Origin of the sequence: Hydrogenophaga sp., from assembly GCF_030656115.1 — a bacterium.
Taxonomy (GTDB): domain Bacteria; phylum Pseudomonadota; class Gammaproteobacteria; order Burkholderiales; family Burkholderiaceae_C; genus Hydrogenophaga.
Genome location: NZ_JAUSOO010000141.1, coordinates 22,402 through 44,412 on the forward strand (window position 1 = coordinate 22,402; position 22,011 = coordinate 44,412).

Here is a 22,011-nt window from a genome sequence, read left to right on the forward strand (position 1 = left end):
GAAAAGGGGTTTGGGGGTTATTTTTTCACGGAGTGTCGCCCATGTCTTTTCAGAACAATGACCAGGATATTCGGATGGCGGTGGTGGTTTTGATCGCTGCGATTTTGCTGGCTATCGGCTTGACGCTGGGTGTGGGTATTTACAAAGCCCGCAGCGTGGTTCCACCTGCATCTGTGGTCGGTGTGCCCGCTGTGCAAGCGGTTGCCGTGGAGCCGGCGGTCTTGGCCGAAGATGCCAGTGTGGTGGTCGACAACGGTGTGGTGAAGTTTTATTTCGCTTCTGGTCAAGCCGATCTCGCTTCGGGGGCTCTGGATGCATTGGGTGAGGCCATCGCAGCGGCCAAAGAGGGCAAGCGACTGGTACTTTCGGGCTTTCACGATGCCACGGGCAACCCAGCCATGAACGCTGAACTGGCCAGGCAACGCGCGCTTTCGGTCCGCGGTGTGCTGGTGGGGGCTGGTGTTGCCGAGCGTCACCTGGAGATCATGAAGCCCCAAGCCATGCCGGACAACGTGGACAGCAAAGCCGAAGCGCGCCGCGTGGACGTGACCATTGCGGACTGATCCGCGCCGTTTCAATCCACAAAAAACCCGGCACTGCCGGGTTTTTTGTGAGGTTGGGGTGGTTTGGGCAGTTCAGCGCAGGCCCTGCCCGGTTTGGGTGTCGGCACGTTGTATCAATTCGATCTTGTAGCTGATCGTTGTGTTTGTCTTCATTTTTAAATTCCATATAAATCAATAACTTGTTGATTCCATGGAGGCTGAGAGACGCCTCAAAAGCACCCGCAGACGCCACAAAATGGCGGCTGAAACTCGATCAGATCATGCGATGATCCATCTCGTTGACACGATGGAGATGCGGCATGGCAAAACCCAGACTGAAGCCATCCGGGAAGTGGGAAATCGGGCTGAGGCACCCATCGCTTCCGAGCGGGCGCAAGTACTTCACCTTCGACACCGAGGTCGAGGCCATTGCCTACGGGCAGCAGTGGAAGCTGATGAAGCACGCGGACATCCCGCCGCCGGCAGAACTAACCGCCCCCACCTCCCCCGGCGACAGTGTGCGCTTGGTGCGCATTCTTGGTGAGTGGTCGGACAGTGGCTTCGCGGCGCCTTCGCAAATTCTCACGCTCTCGACGCTGACGCGTGAGGTAGGTTCAGTGCGCCTCTCCGACGCCAGCTACAAGTGGCTGACCAGTTATCTCCGATCCCTGAAGGTGGAGAAGAACCTATCCCCTTCATCCATCAAGCATCGTATTCAGGCGCTGAGCCGGGCCATTGACGAGTACCTGCGGCACAACGTGAACGTCAAGATCAGCAACCCGGTGAAGCTGCTGCCCAAGGGCTACTCGACTTATACCGACGTCGATGCCCAGATGGCGAAAGCCAAGGGAGGTAAGGTGAAGGTGAACGTGGCGCGCGACAGGCGCCTGTTGCCAGGGGAGCACGAGAAGATCGTGGCGGTGCTGTCGGGCTATGAGCGACCGGATCGCTCGCGCGGCCTCGAACTCAAGGGCGGCGATGCGCTACTGACCTTGTACCTGCTGATCTTGAACACGGGACTGCGGCTTAGGGAGGCGTACACCCTGACCAGAGGCCAGATCGACATGCAGAACAAGGTGATCCATGCCAGGGAGACCAAGCAGTGGCGTGGGAAGATTTCTTATCGGGATGTCCCGATGCGCCCGGAAGTGCATCAGGCGCTGTCCTCGTACTTTGCATCGCGGCCGCCGTTCGAACCCGATGCGCACATCTTCCCGTTCCTCCACGAAGAAGGGATCGAGGAAGGGAAAAAGGGCTTGGTGCGTACCAGTCAACGGCTGTCATTCCGTTTCAGGATCGCTTTCGAGTACATGGACATCGTTGGCCTTCATGAACACGATCTGAGACACGAAGCGACATGCCGATGGCTGGAGTTGAAAGACAACGACGGGCGCGACATGTTCCGTCTGGAGGAACTGAACAGGATCATGGGATGGAAGCCGGGCTCGGTGATGGCCCAGCGCTATGCCAGCTTCAGGGGCGTGGACCTTGCGCAAAGGCTTTGGCCGGCACAGGAAGCGGGGGCGGCGTCTGCCGCCGTGGCCTGACCGGCATGTCCAGGCGCGGGACCGACTTTCTTGCGTTGAGGTTCTGGCGCCGCTCTTCAGCCTCTTTCCGGGCGCGCTCGGCGATGTAGGCCAGCAGATCGGCTTTCACGTAGATCCAGCCGCGACCGAATTTCATCCCCGGTAGCTCGCCGCTTCGGGTCAGTTCCTCTATTCGCTGCTCGGTGCAGTGCAGGAGTTCGGCACACTGTTCGGCGTTGATCGTCTCGGCGGTCATGTTGCGCCGCCGTTCTGATGGTGCTCGTGGCTCTCGCGCACATCGAGAGTTACATAGCTGTTGTCCACCCAAGGCCTATCTTCGATTTTTTGGTGCACATCGTTTTCGCCGTAACCGGTGACTTCGGCGAAAGGCTTGATCAGCCCCCACGGGTCTAAATTACACATGGAGTCCTCCCGACATGACTGCCAAGGGGTTCAGTCACTCCATTGCCTCGACAACATCGGACGACTTGGCCGACGCCAATGGAGTCTTGCGTTTGGCATGCACTCGCCTGAATCCACGGTCCCTGGCCATGAAGGCCTCCAGCATGTGCGGGATCAGCGTCGCCGCATCGACCGCCTCGCCATAGGTCTGCGCGTGCAGTGCGGCATAGCGATCCAGTTCAGCCTTCAGGGTGACAGAGCACGAGAAGGTGAGCTTGACGCTTTCGGTCTTGGGCAGTGGCCCCAAGCGAAGTTGACGGTTTGTGCTCATCGCGGCACCCCTCGGACGAAAAACAGCGGCTGGTAGGGGCGCAGGACTAGGTCGCGATTCACGATGACGCGCATGGGTAACCCCGGTCGCGCGGTCAACGTCGGCTGGATGTTCAGGTTGCGGCGGGTCACCTCCTGGCCGGTTTGGTTCACGTTGTCCTGCAGGCTGTCGCGACCGGCGATCACGATGCGGTTACCGTCCTGCCGGTTCTCTGGCGCGGCCAGCTCGGCGCCGATGCCCAGCAGCGAAGTCAGCGCGGCTCCTGCGAACACTCGATCCCAGTGCCAGTCAACACCGTCTTCGAGTCCGACTCGGCCAGCCGGGTCCGAGCCGACCAAGTTGTCCAGTGTCAGTGACGACGTGTCGGGCAGGATGACCCGATTCCACACCACTTGCACACGGCTCTGGCCGTAACTCACCTGGCTGTTGTAGCGGCCGAGGATGCGGGATCCCTGCGGGATCAGCAGATGCTTGCCAGTGGCGGTGTCGTAGACCGGTTCGGTGACGGTGGCGATCACGTCTCCGGGCAGGTCGGACTGGATACCGGTGACCAAGGCCCCGGCGATCACCGTGCCAGCCATCACCTGGTACGGTGAGGCGGGCAGTTGCAGAGATCCGGAATTGCGGGTTTCCGTGGAACCGGATTTCTGGAAAGACTCTTTTTGGTCTTGTCGGTTTTGTGCAGTCGTGGCGTCGGCACTGCCAGCCTGCGCTGGTGTGGACGTCGGGCCAGCCGCCATCGGGTCGAAGCCCGCCAGACTGCTCGACGTCGCGCCGGCAGTACCAGGCGCTGCACCGGTTGGTGAAGCAGCGGCAGAGCGCTGCCCTCCACTGCGAAAGAACACCGACGCTGCCGCTGCCTGCTCGGCTTCCTTGCGCCGGGCATCGCGCTCCGACGCAGCAGGGTCGTGTCCCGGTGGTGAATAGCTCGGCACCACCGGCTGTTGCGACTTGACGATGGCAGGGCCCAGATCACCGGGCAGGGGTGGCCCGAGTTCGGGTACGGCCGCTGGTAGCGGAGGCGGGAGTTTTGAGTAGTCGGCGGGCAACTTTCCCAGGCCTTCGGACCGCGACACCCGATCCACGTTGAACAGCTCAGCGGGATCGTTCGCCTCGCGGCGAGCCTTCGGTTGCAGCGACCACACCGTCGCTCCCAGCACACCCAAGGCCAGCAAGCCCGCCATCAGCGCGAGGCTGCGGCGATTCAGGCGGGTCACCGGTTGCGGCTGCGCTCGCAAGGCAACCGACTCGGGCGATACCTTGGCTGCTGCGGGGCGGCTGCTGGCAACCGATGCGGTGGAGTCGTTCGTGGCCATGCTCAGTCCTTCCGAGCGGTGGGCGGCACACCGTCCGTGCGCTCGACGCGGACCACGTCGCCCTTGTCGGCGCCCAGTCGCAACTCGGCCGCGCCGAACAGGCGATCGACGATGTAGTAGGGCGACCGAAAGCGGTAGTTCACCAACTGGCCATCACCTTGTGCACCGATGACGAACAGCGGTGGCAAATCGCCTTGCGCGATGCCAGTCGGGAACTGGATGTAGACCTTCTCGCCATCGTCAAAGGCCCGCAGCGGCCTCCAGGGCGGCGTGCTGCCGCTGATCGCGTAGCGGAAGCGGATGCGCTCCAGCGACAGTCCCGCATCCACCGGGGCGGCGGTCTGCGCCGCCTGGGCCTGCCGATGCAAGGCCAGCATGTGGTCCTTGGGGTAGTCCCAGGACACCGATGCCATCCAGGTCTTTTCGGTAGAGGTCAGCTCGATCAGGTAGGTGCGCCGGTTGGTGGTGATGACCAGGTTGGTCTTCAGACCCGTGCGCACCGGCTTGACCAGCACGTTTACGCGCAGCGCATCGCCCGAGCCGCTGGACGTGTCGCCCACGACCCAGCGCACCGTGTCGCCGGCTGCGACAGTCACCAGCTCTTCGCCCGACTGCAACGAGATCACCGTCACGCGGCCTGGCGCGGCATAGACTTGGTACAGCGCTCCGTCGGTGTAGGGCCAGACTTGGATGGCGTTGACGTAGCCTTCTCGCGTGGGCGCCACCCGGGCTTCCGCGTTGGCGCGCGACACCCGCAATCGCTCGTCGGCCGGTTCGGGTGCCGTCGGCTTGTCCAGCGCTTCTGGCAACGGCTTCATCTGGGCGGGCATCGGCAGCACCTGCGGCACGGCGACCACTTCCACGGGCTTGGGTGGCTCGGGCAGCGGCTGAGCCATCACCGGCTCATCCAGCGGGATCACGGGCGGCGGCACGCCCTGCGATGCGCACCCTGCCAGGGTGGCCGCAAGGGCAAGGGAGACCACAATGTGGCGCGCATTGATATTCTGGGTTTTCATGGCTTGGTTCCTTCGTTCGCATCCAGCTCGCGGCTCCAGGACAGGCCGTTGACGTAGATGCCCAGGGGGTTCTTGCGCAGGCGCTGCTCGGTGCGTGGCGTCTGCAACACGGTGGAGACCACGGCGGTCCACCGCTCGGTGCCGGCCGGTGCGCCGCTGACGTAGCGCTGTTCGGTCCAGCGCACGTTGAACGAGGCGTCGCTGGCGCGGACCACGCTGGTGATCTGCACCGTCACCGATTCTTTGCCCACCCGCACGAATGGATCGTTGGTGCGGGCGTACTCGTTGAGCACAGCGGCCCCGCGATCGGTCGTGTAGTCGTAGGCGTCCAGCCAGTTCTGCCGCACCACGATGGGATCGATGGACAGCGAACGCACCAGCGTCACGAAGCGAGCCAAGTGGTGCGCGATCTGCGCATCGCCGGGGCGGTAGGGTGAGGCGGCTTCTCCGACGGTTCGCACCTGGCCGGCCTGGTCCACCTCGACCACGTAGGGCGTGACGATGGACTGCGCCGAGCGCCAGACCAGGCCGCCGGCCATCAGCAGGGCCAGCGACAGGCAACCGAAGGCCATGAATCGCCAATTGCGGGCCTGCACACGGGCCGAGCCGATGCGCTCGTCCCAGGCCTGTGCGGCCGATTGGTAGGGGGTGGCAGGCGGCGGCGTGTCGGCATAGCGCACCTGCGGTCGTTTGAATCGCATGCGGGGTTCTCCTCAGGAATCCGAATCTCGAAGGCTGGGACCGCTGCCCGAGCCACCGCCGTCGCCGCCGCGCAGGGTGTGTGCCGCCGTCGTGGCGGCATGGCCGATCTGCTGGCGCCGGCGCATGCGCTGCGCCCAGGCGGGCTCATTCGCGGGTGTTGAGGTGGTTGCGTTCGACATGGCCGATTCGGGGCCCGATCCCGCAACGGGCGCAGCGGCCTCGGCCACGAAACCCGACACCTTGTCTTTCACGGCCTGGGCGCCGTCGGCCAGCTTCTGACCCACTGCGCTGGCTCCTGTACGAGCCACGTTGGCCACGCCCGCGCCAGCGGCGCGCAGCGGCCCGCCCGAGGACGCGGCAGCGCCGGACTCGTAGGCCGAACTCGCACCCGCCGCAAGGCCGCTGGCTGATCGGGCCGCCGATGCACTACCGCTAATGGCAACGCGTGCCGCGCTAGGCGCCATGCGTGCACCGGCGGCCACCGCCGCACCAGCACCGGCCACGGCAGCGCCTCCCGCAACCGCCAGGCCGGTGGCGCCCAGCGCCGTGCCGGCCGCTGCGCCCGCACCGAGTTGCGGAGCGCCGGACACCAGGCCGGTCGCGATGCCGGGTCCGAAGATGCCCAGCCCGAGCAGGGACAGCGAGGCCAGCATCACCACCAAAGCGTGGTCGATGGAGGGCTCGGCCGGTGTGGTCTGGAACTGCGAGAACAGACCTGTGCCGATACCCACGATCACCGCGAGCACCAGCACCTTGATGCCCGAGGACACCACGTTGCCCAGCACCTTCTCGGCGAGGAAGGTGGTCTTGTTCCACAAGGCAAAGGGCACCAGCACGAAGCCCGCCAGCGTGGTGAGCTTGAACTCGATCAGCGTCACGAAGAGCTGCACGGACAGCACGAAGAAGCTCACGATGACCGTGAGCCAGGCCAGGAACAGCACCACGATGGGTGCGATGTTGATGAACACCTCCGGAAACCCGGAGAGGTCGCTGATCTGCTGCAGGATGGGCGCCGCCGCATCGATGCCCGCCTTGGCCAGGTGACCGGGCTGCAGGAAAGTGGCCAGGCTCATGCCCGACCCGCTGGCCTGCAGGCCCAGCCCGGCGAACGAGCGGAACAGGATGCCCGACAGGCTGTTGAAGTTGCCGATGATGTAGGCGAAGGCGCCCACGTAAAGCACCTTGCGGATCAGCTTCGCCATCACGTCCTCGCCCTGGCCGGTGGCGTGCCCCATGGCCCAGAACAGTCCAGCCAGGGTCATGTCGATGGCCACCAGCGTGGCGGTGAGGAAGGCGACCTCGCCGTTCAGCAACCCGAAGCCCGAGTCGATGTAGGTGGAGAAGGTGTTTAGGAAGCGGTCGATGACGGCGACGTCGTCCATGGCAGGGCCTCCGGTGGCTCAGTGGCCGTAGAAGCTCACGCCTTGTGGCGTGTAGCTCGTGCCGCTGCCGATGAAGCGGCGCGTCACCTCACGGCCGCGCTCGATGGCCGCAGCCTGCCGGGCCAGCTCCAGCGAGGCGGCGCGGTCCTGCGTCAGCATCAGCTGCTGCGACTGGATGGACTGCTTGGCCTGCAAGGCCAGCAACTGGTTGGTCGCCTGCATGGCCTGCAGCGCGCCGGTGGCCGACTGGCTCTGGCTCACCAGGTCGGCCAGCACGCCTTCGTCCAGGCTCAGGTTCTGCGACACCTGGGCCTGCATCTGCATGGCGGTCTGCAGGCCGTTGAGCGTGTTCTTCCAGCGCTGGTGCGCGTCCTGGAACATCTGATTGCCGCTCACGGTGGCGGCGTACTGCTCGGGGTAGAGCCGGGCGAACTCGGTGTTGAGGTGCGACACTTGGTAGGCCAGGCCCTGGGCCTGAGCGATCAGTTGCCGGGTCGTGTCCAGCGTCGAACGGAGGCGGTTGACCACGTTGAACGGAAGACTCGCCAGGTTGCGTGCCTGGTTGATCAGCATCTGCGCCTCGTTCTGCAACTGGCGGATCTGGTTGTTGATCTGCTCCAGCGTGCGCGCGGCCGTCATGGTGTTCTGCACCAGGTTGACCGGGTCCAGCACGATGTCACCCACGCCGAACAGTGCGTGCGCGGGTTGCGTGGCGCCCAGGGTCAGCGCGGCAGCGGTGGCCAGCGCGACGAGGCGGGGTTTGAAAGAGCGAAGCGGTGCACGAAGGCTCATGGTGTTTCTCCTGAAGGTCGGGCATGCCCGGGGTGGTGATGGGGGTAGCGGTGAAAGAGATCGGCGGCCCAGTCCAGGCCACGGTGGCGCAGCCAGGCCGGGGCGAAACCCTCTGGCGGGCAGGTGGCCAGCACCTCGTCGATCAGCCGCTGGTCCTGCGGCGAGGAGGCGCCGGCAAAGGCCAGGGCCACGGCGCGCAGGTCCAGGTCGAACAGGCGATTGCCCAGCCGCGACTGGTAGTAGTAGTCGCGCTTGGGCACGGCGGTGGCCACAATCTCGATTTGTCGCCGGTTCAGGCCGAAGGCCTCGTAGATTGAGCGCACCTGCGGCTCGGTGGCCTGCGGGTTGGGCAGGAAGATGCGGCTCGCGCAGCTCTCCACAATGGCCGGCGCGATGCTCGAACCCTGGATGTCGGCCAGGCTCTGTGTGGCAAACAGCACCGACACGTTCTTTTTGCGCAGCGTCTTGAGCCACTGGCGAATGCGCGCCGCGAACACCGGGTCGTCCAGGAACAGCCAGGATTCGTCCAGCATCAGCAGGGTGGGCGCACCGTCGAAACGCGCATCGAAGCGTGCGAACAGGTAGCCCAACACGGCCATCACCGCCGCGCGGCTACCCATCAGCTCCTCCATCTCGAAGCACTGCACGTCGGCCGCGCCCAGCCGGTCGTGGTCGGCGTCCAGCAGCTTGCCGTGGGCGCCGCCCAGCACGTAGGGCGCGAGCGCCTGGCGCAGCGCGTTGGACTGCAGCAGCACAGACAGACCGGTGAGCGTGCGCTGCTCGCGCGGCGCGCCGGCCAGGCTGCCCAGCGCGGACCAGATCGCCGCCTTCTCGTCGGGCCCCAGGGCCGCGCCCTCGTGCACCAGCTGGCCTTCGACCCACTCGGCGGCCCAACTGCGGTAGCCCTCCTGGTCGATGCCGGCCAGTGGCTGGAACGCGATGTCGCCGTCGTGGCCCAGGTCGTAGTGCTCGCCGCCCAGGCCCAGCACGGTGGCGCGCATCGATCGGCCCATGTCGAACGCGAAGATGCGTGAGCCGGGATAGCGCCGGAACTGCAGGGCCAGCAAGGCCAGCAGCACCGACTTGCCCATGCCCGTCGGGCCGACCACCAGCGTGTGACCGACGTCGCCCACGTGGGTCACCAGCCGGAAGGGCGTCGAGCCCTCGGTGCGGGTCACGACCAGTGGCGGGCCGTCCAGGTGCCGGTTGCGCTCAGGCCCGGCCCACACGGCAGAAACCGGCATCAGGTGCGCGAGGTTCAGCGTCGAGACGATGGGCTGGCGCACGTTGGCATACGCATTGCCCGGGATCGACGACAGCCAGGCTTCCACGGCGTTCAGCGTCTCGGGGATGGTGACGAAGCCGCGGCCCTGGATCACGCGCTCGGCCATGCGCAGCTTTTCGTCGGCGGTGGTCGCGTCGCCATCGAGCACGGTCAGCGTGGCGGTCACGTAGCCGAAGGCCACCTGGTCGCTGCCCAGTTCCTGCAGGGCCGCATCGGCGTCGGCGGCCTTGTTGCCCGCGTCGGTGTCCACCAGAGGCGACTCTTGCTGGAACAGCGTCTCGCGCAGCAGGGCGATCACGTTCTTGCGCTTGGCGAACCACTGACGGCGCAGGCGGCCCAGTTCCTTCTCGGCTTCGGCCTTGTCCATGCACAGAAAGCGCGTGGACCAGCGGTAGGCAAAGCCGAGCCGGTTCAGATCGTCCAGCACGCCGGGCCAGGTGGACGTGGGAAACCCCCGCACCGTGGTCACGCGCAGGTGCTCATCCCCCAGCATCGGCGCCAGACCGCCCAGCAGCGGGGCATCGGCCAGCAGCGCATCGAGGTGGAATGGCACCTCGGGCACGGCCACCGGGTAGGGGCGCGGCGACACAGTGGCGTGCAGGTAGCTCAGCGTGTCGGCGTCCTGCAGCCAGGCGATCTCGGGCATCACACCGTCGAGCAGGTCGAACACCCGGTCGGTCTCGGCGATGAAGGCACCGAGCCGCTCGCGCCAGTCCACACCCGTGCTGGCCCGGTTTTCGTAGAGAAGGCCAGCGGCCCGTGCGCGCGACTCTTCGGGTGGCAGGTACTGCAGCGTGAGGTGGTAGCGGCTCTCGAAGTGGCTGGCCGATTCCTCGAAGGCAGCGCGCCGCTCTTCGTCCACCAGCCACGACAGGGCCTCTGGGAAGTCCGAGCGCGGGTAGTCGGCGGCCGACCTGCGCTCAGCGTCCACGTACAGCGCCCAGCCAGAACCCAGGCGGCGCAGCGCGTTGTTCAGGCGCGCGGTGGTGGCTACCAGTTCGCCCTGCGTGGCACTGTCCAGGTCCGGCCCTCGAAAGCGTGCGGTGCGCTGGAACGAACCGTCCTTGTTCAGCACCACCCCGGGCGCCACCAACCCGGCCCAGGGCAGCCAGTCGGCCAGCAGGGCAGGGCGTTGCCGGTACTCGGTGAGGTTGAGCATGGTGTCTTCCTCACACGTCCAGTAGCGGCTTGTGCTTGATGTGCCGCGCAAACACCGCCATGAACTGCGGATCGAGCCGAGCGCCCCAGACCGCCAGCGAGTGGCCGACGATCCACAGCACGATGCCTGGAATCCACAGCTGCAGGCCCAGGCCCACGGCGGCCGCCAGCGTTCCGTTGGCGATGGCCACCGTGCGCGGTGCGCCGCCCATCAGGATGGGCTCGGTCAGCGACCGGTGCAGCGGGATCTCGAAGCCGCTGGCGAGGCTGGCCTGCTCGGCAGCGCCGCTCATACCAGGGCACCACCGGAGAAGCTGAAGAAGCTCAGGAAGAAGGACGAGGCCGCAAAAGCGATCGACAGGCCGAAGACGATCTGGATCAGCTTGCGAAAGCCCCCCGAGGTGTCACCAAAGGCCAGTGCCAGGCCGGTGGCGATGATGATGATCACCGCCACGATGCGTGCCACAGGGCCCTGGATCGAGTCCAGGATGGATTGCAGCGGTCCTTCCCAGGGCATGCTGGACCCGGCCGCCTTGGCCGTGCCCGCCAGGCTCAGCATGACGACGGCGGTGAGCAGACCCTGGCGGGCGGGCTGGATAAGCCGGTGGATGCGCTTCAGGCCGGCCACGCCGGCGGACGGGATCCATCGAGAGAATGATTGGGCCAGCAGATCGGCAAAGGCGCGCAGGGAAAGCGAAGGGTTCATGGAAGTTCTCCAGGCAGGGTTGAGGAAGGGGAATCCGCCGCAGGAGGCGGGGAGGGAGAGGGCGCAAGTGGCTGCGGCGCTGGCAGCTGAGGGAAGGGCGTATCCAGCGCGCCGTTCATCGCTATCAGGTGGTAGCCCGTGCTGTCGTGTCCGGTGACACGGGCAATCGCTTCGATGTGGCGCTTGCGGCCGCGACCGGCGATGTAGATCACCACGTTGACCGCTTCGGCGATCAGCGCACGCGGCGGGTTCACCGCCACCTCCAGGATCAACTGCTCCAGCCGCAGCAGCGCGCCAAGCGCCGACCCCGCGTGGATGGTGGCGACGCCGCCGGGGTGGCCGGTGCCCCAGACCTTGACCAGGTCGAGTGCCTCGCCGCCACGCACTTCACCTACCACCACGCGGTCGGGCCGGAGCCGCATCGTGGCGCGCACCAGCTCGGCCATGGACACGGCGCCTGCGCGCGTGCGCAGCGGCACGTGGTCCCGCGCGGAGCACTGCAGTTCGATGGTGTCTTCGAGCACCAGCACCCGGTCGCCCGTGGTGGCGATCTCGGCCAGCAGCGCGTTGGCCAGCGTGGTCTTGCCGGTGCTGGTGCCGCCAGCGATCAGGATGTTCTGCCGCGCGTGCACGGCCTGGCACAGGAAACCGGCCTGCTCCGCCGTCATCATCCCGTCGGCCACGTAGCGGTCGAGCGGGATCACGCCCACGGCGCGCTTGCGCAGCGCGAACGCCGGGCCTGGCGCAGCAGGGGGCAGAACCCCTTCGAAGCGCTCGCCCGTTTCGGGCAGCTCGGCCGTCAGCAGCGGCTGGCCCCGGTGCACCTCGGCACCGACATGGGCCGCCACCAGGCGAATGATCCGTTCGCCATCGGCAGCCGACAAGGTCACGCCCGTCGGTGCCCGTCCGGTGGAGAGCCGGTCCAGCCATAGGGACCCATCGGGGTTGAGCAGCACCTCCACCACGTCCGCGTCTTCCAGCGCGGCCGCGATCATCGGCCCCATGGCCGTGCGCAGCATGCGGACACGGCGGTCGAGCGTGGTTCTTTCGGTGCTGGGTGGTGGGGCCGTCATGCCGTCGGCCCTTCGTCGGCTTGCCCGGAATCCATCGGGTCCTCGGCCATGCCTGCCGCTTCGTCCAGTTGCCGGTTCAGGCCCTGTTCCTGCGGGTGAAGCTCCTCAATCACATTGCGCACCAGACTGCGGCCGCGCAGCAGGTGGCGGCCCAGTTGCTCGACGAATTGCTCGAAGCGGGCCTTGCCTTGCGCACGGGCCGCCTCCTGGTGCCCCTCGGGCACCGGCGTGCTCACCGTGAGGTAGTACCGGATGAACAGTGCCAGCGTCTCGATCTCGATGTTCTGGTCGCGCTCCAGCCGCTCGAACTGGCGCGAGAGCCGGTCCAGTCGCTTGGCGATGGCCGCCTCGCGCTGGTCGCCCGAATCCGGCGACAGCCACGAGGCCAGTGCCGCCGCGACGATGGACGACTTGGACACCCCCTTCTTGGCCGCTACTTCTTCGAGGCGTCGCGCGTGCTCAGGCGGAATGAACAGATTCAGGCGGTACTGACTCATAGCGTGATTCCATCGTCGGGGTCGAGTGCGGCCAGGCGCACTGCGCGTTGCATGGCCGGATCGAGCTGGCGGGGAAGGGGCAGGGGCGCGTCGTCGTCATCGATCAGCGCCAGGGCATTGGTCAGTGCGTCGATCGCGGGGTTGTGTATCGCAATCTCCGTCAGCTCTGGCTGCAGGCGGGGACCGCCTTCGTCGGCATCCATGCCGGCCATGAAGGCAGGGTTCGATGCAGCGGGCGAAGCCGGTACAGCCAGATCGCCCCAGTCGTCCGCCCGCGCAGGTGGCGCATCGGGGTAGGGGCCGGCAGTCAGGACGGGCGGTGGCAACACGCGGCGCTTGAAGTTCGCGTCGGCGTAGTAGCGCAGCTTGCGGGCCTTGACCGGTGGCACGCTGGAGACCATCACCACCGCTTCGTCCGGCGGCAGCTGCATCACCTCGCCAGGCGTCAGCAGCGGGCGCGCCGTCTCCTGCCGCGAGACCATCAGGTGCCCCAGCCACGGCGCCAACCGGTGGCCGGCGTAGTTGCGCTGGGCACGCAGCTCGGTAGCAGTGCCCAGGGTCTCGCTGATGCGTTTGGCTGTGCGCTCGTCGTTGGTGGCGAAGGTCACGCGCACATGGCAGTTGTCCAGGATCGAATGGTTCTGGCCGTAGGCCTTGTCGATCTGGTTCAAGCTCTGCGCGATCAGGAAGCTGCGGATGCCGTAGCCCGCCATGAATGCTAGGGCGGTTTCGAAGAAATCTAGCCGACCCAACGCCGGGAATTCATCCAGCATCAGGAGCAGCTTGTGCCGCCGTGCGATGCCGTCCGAGCCATCGAGCGACTCGGTCAGGCGCCGCCCCACTTGATTCAGGATCAACCGGATCAGCGGTTTGGTGCGGCTGATGTCCGAAGGCGGCACCACCAGGTACAGCGACACCGGGTGCTCGGTCGAGATCAGATCGGCGATGCGCCAGTCGCAACGCGAGGTCACCTCCGCCACAGTCGGGTCGCGGTACAGGCCCAGGAAGCTCATGGCCGTGGACAGCACACCCGAGCGTTCGTTTTCGCTCTTGTTGAGCACCTCGCGGGCGGCCGAGGCGACCACGAGGTGCGCGCCACCGCCTTGCTCGCTTGCCAGATGCGGTGTTGTCATCATCCGGTGCAGCGTCACCTCGAAAGGGCAGGCTGGATCGGAGAGAAAGTTGGCCACGCCGCGCAGCGTCTTATCCTCGCCCGCATAGAGCACGTGCAGGATGGCGCCGACCAGCAGGGCGTGCGACGTTTTCTCCCAGTGGTTGCGCCGCTCCAGCGCGCCTTCTGGGTCCACAAGGATGTCGGCGATGTTCTGCACGTCGCGCACTTCATGTACGCCGCGCCGCACCTCCAGCAACGGGTTGTAGGCGGCTGAGCGCGCATCGGTGGGGTTGAACAGCAGGCAGTGCGAGAAGCATGCGCGCCAGCCGGCCGTCAGCTGCCAGTTTTCGCCCTTGATGTCATGGATGACGGCTGAACCGGGCCACGAAAGCAGCGTGGGTACAACCAGACCCACGCCCTTGCCCGAGCGGGTGGGCGCAAACGCAAGTACGTGCTCTGGGCCGTCGTGGCGCAGGTACCGCTCACCATGCCGGCCGAGGAAGACGCCGGATGGCCGATTCAGGCCCGCTTGGCGAACATCGTCAGCCGTGGCCCAGCGTGCCGTGCCGTAGGTGGTGACCAGCCGCGACTGCCGAGAACGCCATACTGACATTCCCACCGCCACGCCCACCGAGGCGATGCCACTGCCACCCGCAATCGCACCACCCATGTCGAAGACATCCGGTGCGTAGGCATCGAAGACGAACCACCACTCGAACAGGCGCCAGGGGTGGTACACCGGCGAGCCGAGGGCTTCGAACCATGGCGCCCCAAGGCGTGCCTGGTGACCCAGCGCAGCGGCTGTCCACTGGGTCGCGCCCCACACGCCAACCACGACGACGCCGAGCACCACCGCGATCTGCCCGTAGAGAATCCCCTGGTGGCTTGCGCCCTGAGCCTGCACCTTGACCTCCGATCCAGTGGCCCGTCACGCGGGGGCCGTGCGTGCGGCACGAAGGTGTGTCGCACGCATGAGGATCAAGGCTGGCTATCGGTGGGTCAAAGTCCGAAATCGGCAGGCTCGCAGCTCGGCCTGCAAGAATGCAAGTGATAGCGTGCTAGCGCGTGTCATGGCACCTTGCAGCGCTGTAAGTAGTACAGCGCCCATGTAGAAAATAGGCGTCACCTAGTGTGGCGACGAGCGCACGTTCAGAATTTGGGTGATTCTTTGGGTGGGTTGTACGGTACCTTGCCGTCCCCGAAAAATCGCCGCTTTGTGGCCTCGGCCATGCGGTCACAAAGTTCGTCGCCCAGCTTGGCGCGGTCGGTCTTGCACTGCTCTCGCAAGTGTTTCAACCGTCCAGGATCGGCCATCAGCGATTCCACAGTTTCAGCTGACTGTGGTTTGCCGCAGGACGACAGCAGCAAGGCTGCGGAGGTGACCGCCAACGCCGCAGTCAAGTTTTGAAGCTTTCTCATGTGCTACTCCCTGGTGATGTGTCCAACGCTTCGTCAGTTGCTCGATTTGGCGCAGCGACAAGGGCTCTTTTCATGAATCGTTGCAAGGTTTCCGACGGGTCACCGATGCGGCGGATCAGGTAGGTGGTCAGCACCGGCGTGCGGCCAGCCAGCGGCCTTGTGACGATCTCGGGATGGCCGCAGGTCGAAACGTGTGCCTCTGTTGAGAAGCCCAGACCGTAGCCCGCTGCAACCAATGTCACCATCAGATCTTGGCTGGCCACCTGTTCGGCCACGATAGGTTCGCGATCCGTTGAGCGCAGTACGCGCGCCACCTGGCGGCTGCATCCCTCGCACATCTCGGGGTCGGAAAGCACCAAGGGATAGCGCAGCACTTCATCCAGTGGCAGCTTTTTGTGGGCCAACAACGGGTGGCGCGATGGCACGGCAACGACCATCGGGTCGTTCCACGCTGATACGGCTAGCAGCGTTTCACCAACTTCCGATGAGTGGGAGAACCCAGCGTCGTACAAATCGGCTTCGAGGCCTCTGATCTGCTGTGACAGTGGACCCTCGTAAAGCCGGATTTCCGTATCTGGTTCTTCCACACGGCAACACGATAGCAATGCCGTGAGCCGGGCCTGCGAGATACCTTCGGACAATGCGATCCGCAACTGCCCCTGAAACCCGGCCGACACGGCCCGAACACTGTCACGCGCCTTGGTCAGAGCGGCGAACACGCGTGGCACGTGATCCATGAAGACCTGACCCGCACGGGTCAGACGCGTGCTGCGCGTGTTGCGGTCGAAGAGGCGGACCCCCAGCTCTCCTTCCAGTTCCTTTATCGCCCTCGAAAGTGGCGACTGCTCAATGTGAAGCTTCTCAGCGGCTCTAGCGAAGTGCAGTTCCTGAGCGACCGCCAAAAAGCACCGAAGGTGCCTCAATTCCATGGTTTTCCCTGATTGTTTTCATTTTTTCTCAAATTTCAGTTGCACCGACAGTGATGTGGCCAACCAAAGCACTACACCAAACACCTCAGGTTTGAGTACGCAGTAGCCTCGCGGAAGACCGCGATCTTGGAGTCCTTTGGCCAAGCTGAGCGCACTACAACAGCACTGAACGCGCAGTCATCGCAGTTGCCGGCTGTACCTTCTGATGGTGACTGCGTCTGAATTTGGCTGTGTTCAGATGATGTCCGAGTCCTATCAGATGTCACCTGTTTTCGTGGCCACGGTCTTTGATACGAGATAGAGGACAAGCGGACGTACCAAGATGACGCATGCGAAGGCCACTGGCATTGCTATCTCATAGGTACCACGTACCCGTTGAATGAACCGAGCGTCGATTCCGGTGTTGATGGCCGTTAGGAGCAGACACATCATGAAGGCGATGATGGTTGCCATGTAGAACGCAAATGCGAGAGAACTAAATTTGTATGGAAGCTTTCTCATGCTGTAGAGGGCCTTCACCCTAGGTGGTTGGCGAGACGAAGAGACAGTGCAGAGGATGTGGCAAGGGATAACCCTTAAAAAAATACTTAGATATCGAAGTATACTGCGGCGCAGTGCCTTCTTGCACTTACCCATCCTTACAGGAGAGTTCCATGATTACGCATGAAGAAAACGATCTGCTGTGCCGCGTTGAAAACGGTGCCCCGATGGGGCATCTGATGCGTCGACACTGGGTTCCGATCTGTCTGATCGAAGAGGTGTCGGAGCCTGACGGAACCCCTGTCAAAGCACGGATCCTCGGCGAAGACCTCGTGGTGTTCAGAAACACCGATGGGCAAGTCGGCGTGATGGACGAGTACTGTCCCCATCGCAGGGCATCCTTGGTGTTCGGCCGGAACGAGGAGGGTGGCTTGCGCTGCCTATATCACGGCTGGAAGATGGACGTGGCGGGCAATGTCACCGAGATGTCCTCCGAGCCGGAAGCCAGTGGCATGCTGGAAAAAGTCAAACACAAGGCATACCCCACCAAGGAATGGGGCGGCTTTGTCTGGGCCTACATGGGTGCGGCCGAAACCATGCCGGAGTTTGAGCCACCCCGCTGGGCGCCCACTGCGGAAACACGGGTGAGCGTCGCCAAGGTGATCATCCCCGTGAACTGGGCACAGATTCTGGAAGGTGCGATCGATTCGGCGCACAGCTCGAGCCTGCACAGTTCGGACATGGTTCCTGCACGTGTCGATGGTGCGAAAGCCACCGACAAGAACTGGCTGCGTCCGTCCACCGACAAGGCGCCGCGGATGCAGGTGCAGCGCGCGAAGTTCGGCTTCCGGTATGCCGCAGTGCGGCGCCCCATCTTCAATGCCCAGACGCACGACTACGTGCGCACGACGGTGTTCGTTGCGCCTTGGACGGTGCTGATTCCACCGAACAACCTGTACAACGTGGCGAACGTGAATGTGCCAGTGGACGATACCAACACCTGCTTCTACTTCATCGGCTGGGGCCATCCTTCGCAGACCCCTGAGACGGCCACTTGGCGCAAATTCCTGGGCCAGACGGTCGGCGTCGATCTGGATGAGCAGTACCGTCCGCTGCGCAACTACGAGAACAGGTACTGGCAGGACCGCCAAGCGATGAAGAGTGGCAACTTCACCGGCATTTCCGGCATTCCGAATCAGGACATGGCCATGTGGATCACCATGGGCAAGATCGCCGACAGAAGTCACGACCGCCTTGGAGCCAGCGACATGGCCATCGTCGAGTTCCGCAAGCAGATGGTCGAGGCGGTTCAGGCGTTCCAGAAGAGTGGCGAAGTCATCGGTGGTGGTGAGAACCGCATTCCGAATGAAGTGTGCTCGTTCCAGGGAGTCATTCCAAAGACCGTGGACTGGCGCGCTTACGAGACGAGCTATGTCTGGCTTGAGGGTCAGGATAATCCAGAGATGGACCGTTCTTATGTTGTCACTGCCTGAGCTGACTTGATGACCAAGCTACGACTATCAGTCGCCATGGGTGACTACGACCGCAATCGGGCCTTGTACGACGGGCGTGTTCAAATTGATGGATGCGACCCGGTGTACATGCTGCTGAACCCGGAGGAGATGTTCTTTCGGGCCATGCGGAGCCGAGACTTCGATATCACCGAGCTGTCTTTCTCCAGCTATCTGGTGAAGCACGCCAAGGGCGAGAGCCCTTACATCGGGGTTCCGGTGTTCCTGTCACGTGCCTTTCGCCACACGTCCATCTACGTGCGGAAGGACCGCATCCGCAAGCCGGAGGACCTCAAGGGTTGCCGAATCGGGGTGCCGGAGTACCAGCTGACGGCGATCGTGTGGGCGCGCTCGATCCTGCAGGATGACTACGGGATACGACCGGAGGATGTGACCTGGGTCAGGGGCGGGATTGACACGCCCGGGCGCCCGGAGAAGATCAAGCTGGAGTTGCCTGCAGGTGTGAAGGTTGAAGCGGCCCCGGAGATGCGGACCATCTCGGACATGCTGAACACGGGCGAAATTGACGCATTCATTGCGCCAAGGCCACCCAGTGGTGCCGCGCTGACCAACCCGGATGTGGCCTGGCTTTTCGACGACCCGACGGCGGTGGCCAAGGACTACTACAAGCGAACGGGCATCTTTCCGATCATGCACGTGGTGGGCATCCGCAAGGAGTTGGCAGAACAGAACCGCTGGCTGCCGGGCGCTGTGTTCAAGGCATTCAGCGAATCCAAGGCGAAAGCCCTGGAACTGCTGGCGGACACCTCGGCCACCAAGGTGACCCTGCCGTTTGTGGAGGAACAGCTCAAGGCAGCGCGTGAAACGCTGGGACAGGACTTCTGGTCCTATGGCGTAGGGCCGAATCGAAAGACTCTCGAGGCGTTCCTGCATCACCATCATGCGCAGGGGCTGTCATGCCGGAGGGTGGGGTTAGACGAGCTCTTCGACCCGTCGACCTACGAAAGCTACAGTATTTGAGGTTGCTTTCCTCCGGCAAACCCTGCCGGAGATCGGTTTGGAAGGCGCCTGCTAACAGCCCGCGTTGATGCTCGCATCGACGCGGGCTTCTTCTTGGGCAAGATTCTCGATCATCTGGACGAGTGCATTTCTAACAACTGAAATCGTGCGATCCGGTAGTCCCTTCGCGCTGATGTGGTTGACTTCCTCGGCCAAAGGAACAAGTACCCTTTCCAATGAGCGGCCCGACTCCGTCAGGTACACATGCATGTTCTTCTTGTTGCCAGGCAAATGCCTGCGCTCGATGAAGCCCATCTTCTCCATGGCCTTGACCGCAGTGAACGTCGTGGGTTCCATCACGCCAGCCAGATCACTCAGTTCCTTTTGGGTCAGTCCGTCACGGCTCCACAGAATCCTCAGAAACGACCAGTGACCGAATGAGACGCCAAACGGGGTCAATCGATGCTGGAGCGCTCGCATCTGCGCACGTGCGACGTCTCGCACCAAATGGGCAAGGCGATCATTGGGGACGGATTCTCGCCAGTGGCTAAGCAGGTTCCGGGTGTCTATGGATTTTTCGCTCATTGGAGGCGTCAAAGCCGAAGCGGCGGGACTGGGACTTGATGTTCCAGAATGATAGCTTCTCTTTTCTTGCCCGATTCGAGAATCGCCAGACAGACCTCCATCGTTGCTGCGGACCACGCCCCTGAGTGGACTGGAGGGCTCCCATCTCGGGCCACCGACCACAACTCGTCCACAACCTCAAAGCGAGGCACCGGTCCGCGCTGCGGGGCCTCCAGGCACACGCCATGGGTGTCGTGAATCTCCACGCCGTAAGGAGTCAAACGCAGATCGGCATGCTCGCAGCTGACGATGACCGGGCCGAAGTGTTGAAAGGCGGCGGGCGATGGCCGAACGTCCGGCGCATAGTCCTGGCCACCAAAGTTCCGACTGGCCTTCCGGCGGGCCTCGGCCGCCTCGTCCTTCGTCGCCAGGTGCTTTTCCCGGGTTAGCCGATGGGTGTTGACGTCTTTGGGCCAGCCCATTTCCCCGATGCCCGCCATCCACGGGTCACTGTCAAAGAAGCCGTAGCCGTTGTAGGTCACGTTGGCAAACGCGCCTGAGCGGAAGTTCAGTATCGCGGTGTACGCACCTTCGGTGGGCCGTGTCGGGTCCCATGATCCGGTTCTTGCATAAACGGAACTGACGTCACCGCCCGCCAGCAGCCGGACAATATCGACTTGGTGCGCGGCCTGACTGAAGACGACGCCACCGCCCTTCGCTGTATCCAATTCTTCCGGACGCCTGGGACGGTAGAGAAAATCCGTGAAGTTCATGGCGTGAATCATGCAGACACGGCCCCATTGACCTGACTCGATGAGTGCCTTGGCATGCGATACGGGCGCGTTGAAGCTGTGGCTGTGGCCAACAATCATCTGCGTGCCCGCCTGTTCGCAAGCGGCCTGCATGCGGGCGCATGCTGCAAGCGACAAAGCCATGGGTTTCTCGACCAGGACGTGCTTGCCTTGGCTCGCCGCGAGTCGCACATGCTCCTCATGCAGCTGATGCGGTGTGGCGACGTAGATCCATTCAACGTTCGGATCGGCGCAAAGCGCTTCGGCCGATGTGTGCGCCACCCCGCCAAACGCTTTGGCAAAGGCTGCGGTGGCACCAGCATTCGGATCGAAGCAGGCGGCCAGCGCGACGCGCGGATCCCTGCTGAGCGTCGGAATCATCAGGGTGAATGCGCGGCCAAGACCCAGGACACCGAGCCTGATGGGCTGCTTGTGGGGATTCACTGAGGGGCTCACAGGTCAAGCACCAAGGTGTCCGACTTCGCTCTGGAGACGCACACCATGATGTGGTCCTCCTGCTCCTCAGGGAGAAGGGCCAGGTCCCGATGGTCAGCTTCGCCTTTGAGCAGCCGCACCTTGCAAGAGCCGCACGTTCCACTCTCACAAGAACTGGGCACTCGAATGGAATGCTCGCGCAGGGTATCCAGGATGCTTCGGTTGGCTGGCACGAGGATCTTCATGCCCGTTCTGGCCAATTCGACTTCGAAGCGCTTGTCGTCGGGGTGCGGTTTCGTATCAGCTCCGAAGCTCTCGAAGTGCACGGCACTGCTGGCCCAATGACCCGTCATATCCTTGACTTCATCCATCAGTCGCTTGGAGCCGCAGCAATAGACATGCGTGCCAGCGACAGGTTTCTCGAAGACAGACCAGAGATCGAAGGTTTTTGACGGGTCGCCGTAAGTGTGGTGGATGGCGACCTTCCCCTTCAGTTCGGGGGCACTCAGTTCGTCCAGGAAGGCGGCCGATTCTGGCGTGCGTGCAAGGTAGTAGAGCTTGAAGCTCCTTATGCCTTCGGCTTCGAGGGTGTGAATCATCGCTCGCATGGGTGTGATGCCGATGCCACCGGCCACGAGGATGAAGCTCTTGGCCTTTTCGCTGAGCTCGAACAGATTGCTGGGGGTGCCGGTCAGAAGCGTGTCGCCGACGTTCGCCTCGTCGATCAAGCTCTTGGAGCCCCCCCTGCCGTCATCTTCGCGTTTGACCGCGAGTTGATAAAGGTCTGTTCGGCCAGGGTCGCTGCACAGCGAGTAGTGGCGCATAGAGCCATTGGGCACCTGGACCGCGATGTGAGCCCCGGCCGTGAAGCTGGGCAGCGGTGACGCGTCCGGAGACTTCAACTCGAAGAGAAAGACGTCCTTGGCGATGACCTCCTTTCGAGTGATGAGGAGGGGGTGCATTGTCTCGTTTGCAGTCATGGTGTAAGTGTTTCTACGCAGCGAAGTTGATGGGTACCTACTCTTGACAAAGATCAAGCAAGTGGGAAAAATCAATTATCTTAGATTTCTAAGAAAAAAC

Annotated in this window: 24 protein-coding genes; 4 read left to right on the top strand and 20 right to left on the bottom strand. The window is 63.7% G+C overall.

Annotation, left to right across the window (positions count from 1 at the left end; translation table 11 throughout):
* The first annotated feature begins 41 nt into the window (after window positions 1-41).
* Window positions 42-563 carry an OmpA family protein gene (locus Q7J58_RS18730; RefSeq protein ID WP_304831134.1) on the top strand — a complete coding sequence of 174 codons (522 nt, stop codon included), beginning with the start codon at window positions 42-44 and terminating at the stop codon, window positions 561-563.
* A 299-nt stretch (window positions 564-862) separates the two neighbouring features.
* On the top strand, window positions 863-2,089 hold the full coding sequence (locus Q7J58_RS18735) for a tyrosine-type recombinase/integrase (RefSeq protein ID WP_304831135.1): 1,227 nt from the start codon (window positions 863-865) through the stop codon (window positions 2,087-2,089).
* Here Q7J58_RS18735 and Q7J58_RS18740 read toward each other — a convergent pair.
* From Q7J58_RS18740 to Q7J58_RS18820, 17 genes are all read right to left on the bottom strand, one after another.
* Window positions 2,016-2,324 carry a helix-turn-helix domain-containing protein gene (locus Q7J58_RS18740; protein ID WP_304831136.1) on the bottom strand — a complete coding sequence of 103 codons (309 nt, stop codon included), beginning with the start codon at window positions 2,322-2,324 and terminating at the stop codon, window positions 2,016-2,018. The two genes, Q7J58_RS18735 and Q7J58_RS18740, sit on opposite strands and share 74 nt — an antisense overlap.
* A complete protein-coding gene (locus Q7J58_RS18745; protein ID WP_304831137.1) occupies window positions 2,321-2,491 on the bottom strand; it encodes a hypothetical protein in 171 nt (56 codons plus the stop codon). The genes Q7J58_RS18740 and Q7J58_RS18745 overlap by 4 nt, the downstream gene beginning before the upstream one ends.
* A 34-nt stretch (window positions 2,492-2,525) precedes the next feature.
* Entirely contained in the window at window positions 2,526-2,801 is a 276-nt protein-coding gene (locus tag Q7J58_RS18750) for a DUF2274 domain-containing protein (RefSeq protein ID WP_304831138.1), read from the bottom strand.
* Window positions 2,798-4,117 carry a TrbI/VirB10 family protein gene (locus tag Q7J58_RS18755; protein WP_304831139.1) on the bottom strand — a complete coding sequence of 440 codons (1,320 nt, stop codon included), beginning with the start codon at window positions 4,115-4,117 and terminating at the stop codon, window positions 2,798-2,800. The genes Q7J58_RS18750 and Q7J58_RS18755 overlap by 4 nt, the downstream gene beginning before the upstream one ends.
* A gap of 2 nt (window positions 4,118-4,119) precedes the next feature.
* Entirely contained in the window at window positions 4,120-5,133 is a 1,014-nt protein-coding gene (trbG, locus tag Q7J58_RS18760; RefSeq protein ID WP_304831140.1) for a P-type conjugative transfer protein TrbG, read from the bottom strand.
* Window positions 5,130-5,834 (bottom strand): conjugal transfer protein TrbF, encoded by a 705-nt coding sequence (gene trbF, locus Q7J58_RS18765; RefSeq protein ID WP_304831141.1) that lies wholly within the window; start codon window positions 5,832-5,834, stop codon window positions 5,130-5,132. Before trbF ends, trbG begins: the two co-directional genes overlap by 4 nt.
* 12 nt (window positions 5,835-5,846) lie before the next feature.
* A complete protein-coding gene (trbL, locus tag Q7J58_RS18770) occupies window positions 5,847-7,217 on the bottom strand; it encodes a P-type conjugative transfer protein TrbL (RefSeq protein ID WP_304831142.1) in 1,371 nt (456 codons plus the stop codon).
* A gap of 18 nt (window positions 7,218-7,235) precedes the next feature.
* Window positions 7,236-8,009: a P-type conjugative transfer protein TrbJ gene (gene trbJ, locus Q7J58_RS18775; RefSeq protein ID WP_304831143.1), complete on the bottom strand. Its 774-nt coding sequence runs from the start codon at window positions 8,007-8,009 to the stop codon at window positions 7,236-7,238.
* Window positions 8,006-10,453: a conjugal transfer protein TrbE gene (gene trbE, locus Q7J58_RS18780; protein WP_304831144.1), complete on the bottom strand. Its 2,448-nt coding sequence runs from the start codon at window positions 10,451-10,453 to the stop codon at window positions 8,006-8,008. The genes trbJ and trbE overlap by 4 nt, the downstream gene beginning before the upstream one ends.
* A 10-nt stretch (window positions 10,454-10,463) precedes the next feature.
* Window positions 10,464-10,745 (bottom strand): VirB3 family type IV secretion system protein, encoded by a 282-nt coding sequence (locus Q7J58_RS18785; RefSeq protein ID WP_066084106.1) that lies wholly within the window; start codon window positions 10,743-10,745, stop codon window positions 10,464-10,466.
* On the bottom strand, window positions 10,742-11,158 hold the full coding sequence (locus Q7J58_RS18790; protein ID WP_304831145.1) for a TrbC/VirB2 family protein: 417 nt from the start codon (window positions 11,156-11,158) through the stop codon (window positions 10,742-10,744). The genes Q7J58_RS18785 and Q7J58_RS18790 overlap by 4 nt, the downstream gene beginning before the upstream one ends.
* A complete protein-coding gene (trbB, locus tag Q7J58_RS18795; protein ID WP_304831146.1) occupies window positions 11,155-12,231 on the bottom strand; it encodes a P-type conjugative transfer ATPase TrbB in 1,077 nt (358 codons plus the stop codon). The genes Q7J58_RS18790 and trbB overlap by 4 nt, the downstream gene beginning before the upstream one ends.
* Window positions 12,228-12,728, bottom strand: coding sequence for a CopG family transcriptional regulator (locus tag Q7J58_RS18800; RefSeq protein ID WP_304831147.1), 501 nt, complete (start codon window positions 12,726-12,728; stop codon window positions 12,228-12,230). The genes trbB and Q7J58_RS18800 overlap by 4 nt, the downstream gene beginning before the upstream one ends.
* On the bottom strand, window positions 12,725-14,716 hold the full coding sequence (locus tag Q7J58_RS18805; protein ID WP_304831173.1) for a conjugal transfer protein TraG: 1,992 nt from the start codon (window positions 14,714-14,716) through the stop codon (window positions 12,725-12,727). Before Q7J58_RS18805 ends, Q7J58_RS18800 begins: the two co-directional genes overlap by 4 nt.
* A gap of 275 nt (window positions 14,717-14,991) precedes the next feature.
* Window positions 14,992-15,261: an EexN family lipoprotein gene (locus Q7J58_RS18810; protein WP_304831148.1), complete on the bottom strand. Its 270-nt coding sequence runs from the start codon at window positions 15,259-15,261 to the stop codon at window positions 14,992-14,994.
* Window positions 15,258-16,190: a LysR family transcriptional regulator gene (locus Q7J58_RS18815; protein WP_304831149.1), complete on the bottom strand. Its 933-nt coding sequence runs from the start codon at window positions 16,188-16,190 to the stop codon at window positions 15,258-15,260. The genes Q7J58_RS18810 and Q7J58_RS18815 overlap by 4 nt, the downstream gene beginning before the upstream one ends.
* 255 nt (window positions 16,191-16,445) lie before the next feature.
* Window positions 16,446-16,643, bottom strand: a complete 198-nt coding sequence (locus Q7J58_RS18820; protein WP_336623510.1) for a DUF2798 domain-containing protein — start codon at window positions 16,641-16,643, stop codon at window positions 16,446-16,448.
* Window positions 16,644-16,843: 200 nt separating this feature from the next.
* On the opposite strand from Q7J58_RS18820, the gene Q7J58_RS18825 reads away from it, so the two are divergent.
* Complete coding sequence (locus Q7J58_RS18825; RefSeq protein WP_304831151.1) at window positions 16,844-18,163, top strand: Rieske 2Fe-2S domain-containing protein; 1,320 nt, start codon at window positions 16,844-16,846, stop codon at window positions 18,161-18,163.
* A gap of 9 nt (window positions 18,164-18,172) precedes the next feature.
* Window positions 18,173-19,162, top strand: a complete 990-nt coding sequence (locus Q7J58_RS18830; RefSeq protein WP_304831152.1) for an ABC transporter substrate-binding protein — start codon at window positions 18,173-18,175, stop codon at window positions 19,160-19,162.
* A 51-nt stretch (window positions 19,163-19,213) separates the two neighbouring features.
* Here the strand turns inward: Q7J58_RS18830 and Q7J58_RS18835 are convergent, their stop codons facing one another.
* From Q7J58_RS18835 to Q7J58_RS18845, 3 genes are read right to left on the bottom strand one after another with little or no spacing between them, the layout of a single operon-like run.
* Window positions 19,214-19,726, bottom strand: a complete 513-nt coding sequence (locus tag Q7J58_RS18835; RefSeq protein WP_304831153.1) for a MarR family transcriptional regulator — start codon at window positions 19,724-19,726, stop codon at window positions 19,214-19,216.
* Window positions 19,727-19,734: 8 nt separating this feature from the next.
* On the bottom strand, window positions 19,735-20,940 hold the full coding sequence (locus Q7J58_RS18840) for a Gfo/Idh/MocA family oxidoreductase (RefSeq protein WP_304831154.1): 1,206 nt from the start codon (window positions 20,938-20,940) through the stop codon (window positions 19,735-19,737).
* Window positions 20,941-20,948: 8 nt separating this feature from the next.
* The gene (locus Q7J58_RS18845; protein ID WP_304831155.1) at window positions 20,949-21,911 is read right to left on the bottom strand and encodes a PDR/VanB family oxidoreductase; all 963 of its coding nucleotides are present in this window, start codon (window positions 21,909-21,911) and stop codon (window positions 20,949-20,951) included.
* Window positions 21,912-22,011: the final 100 nt, after the last annotated feature.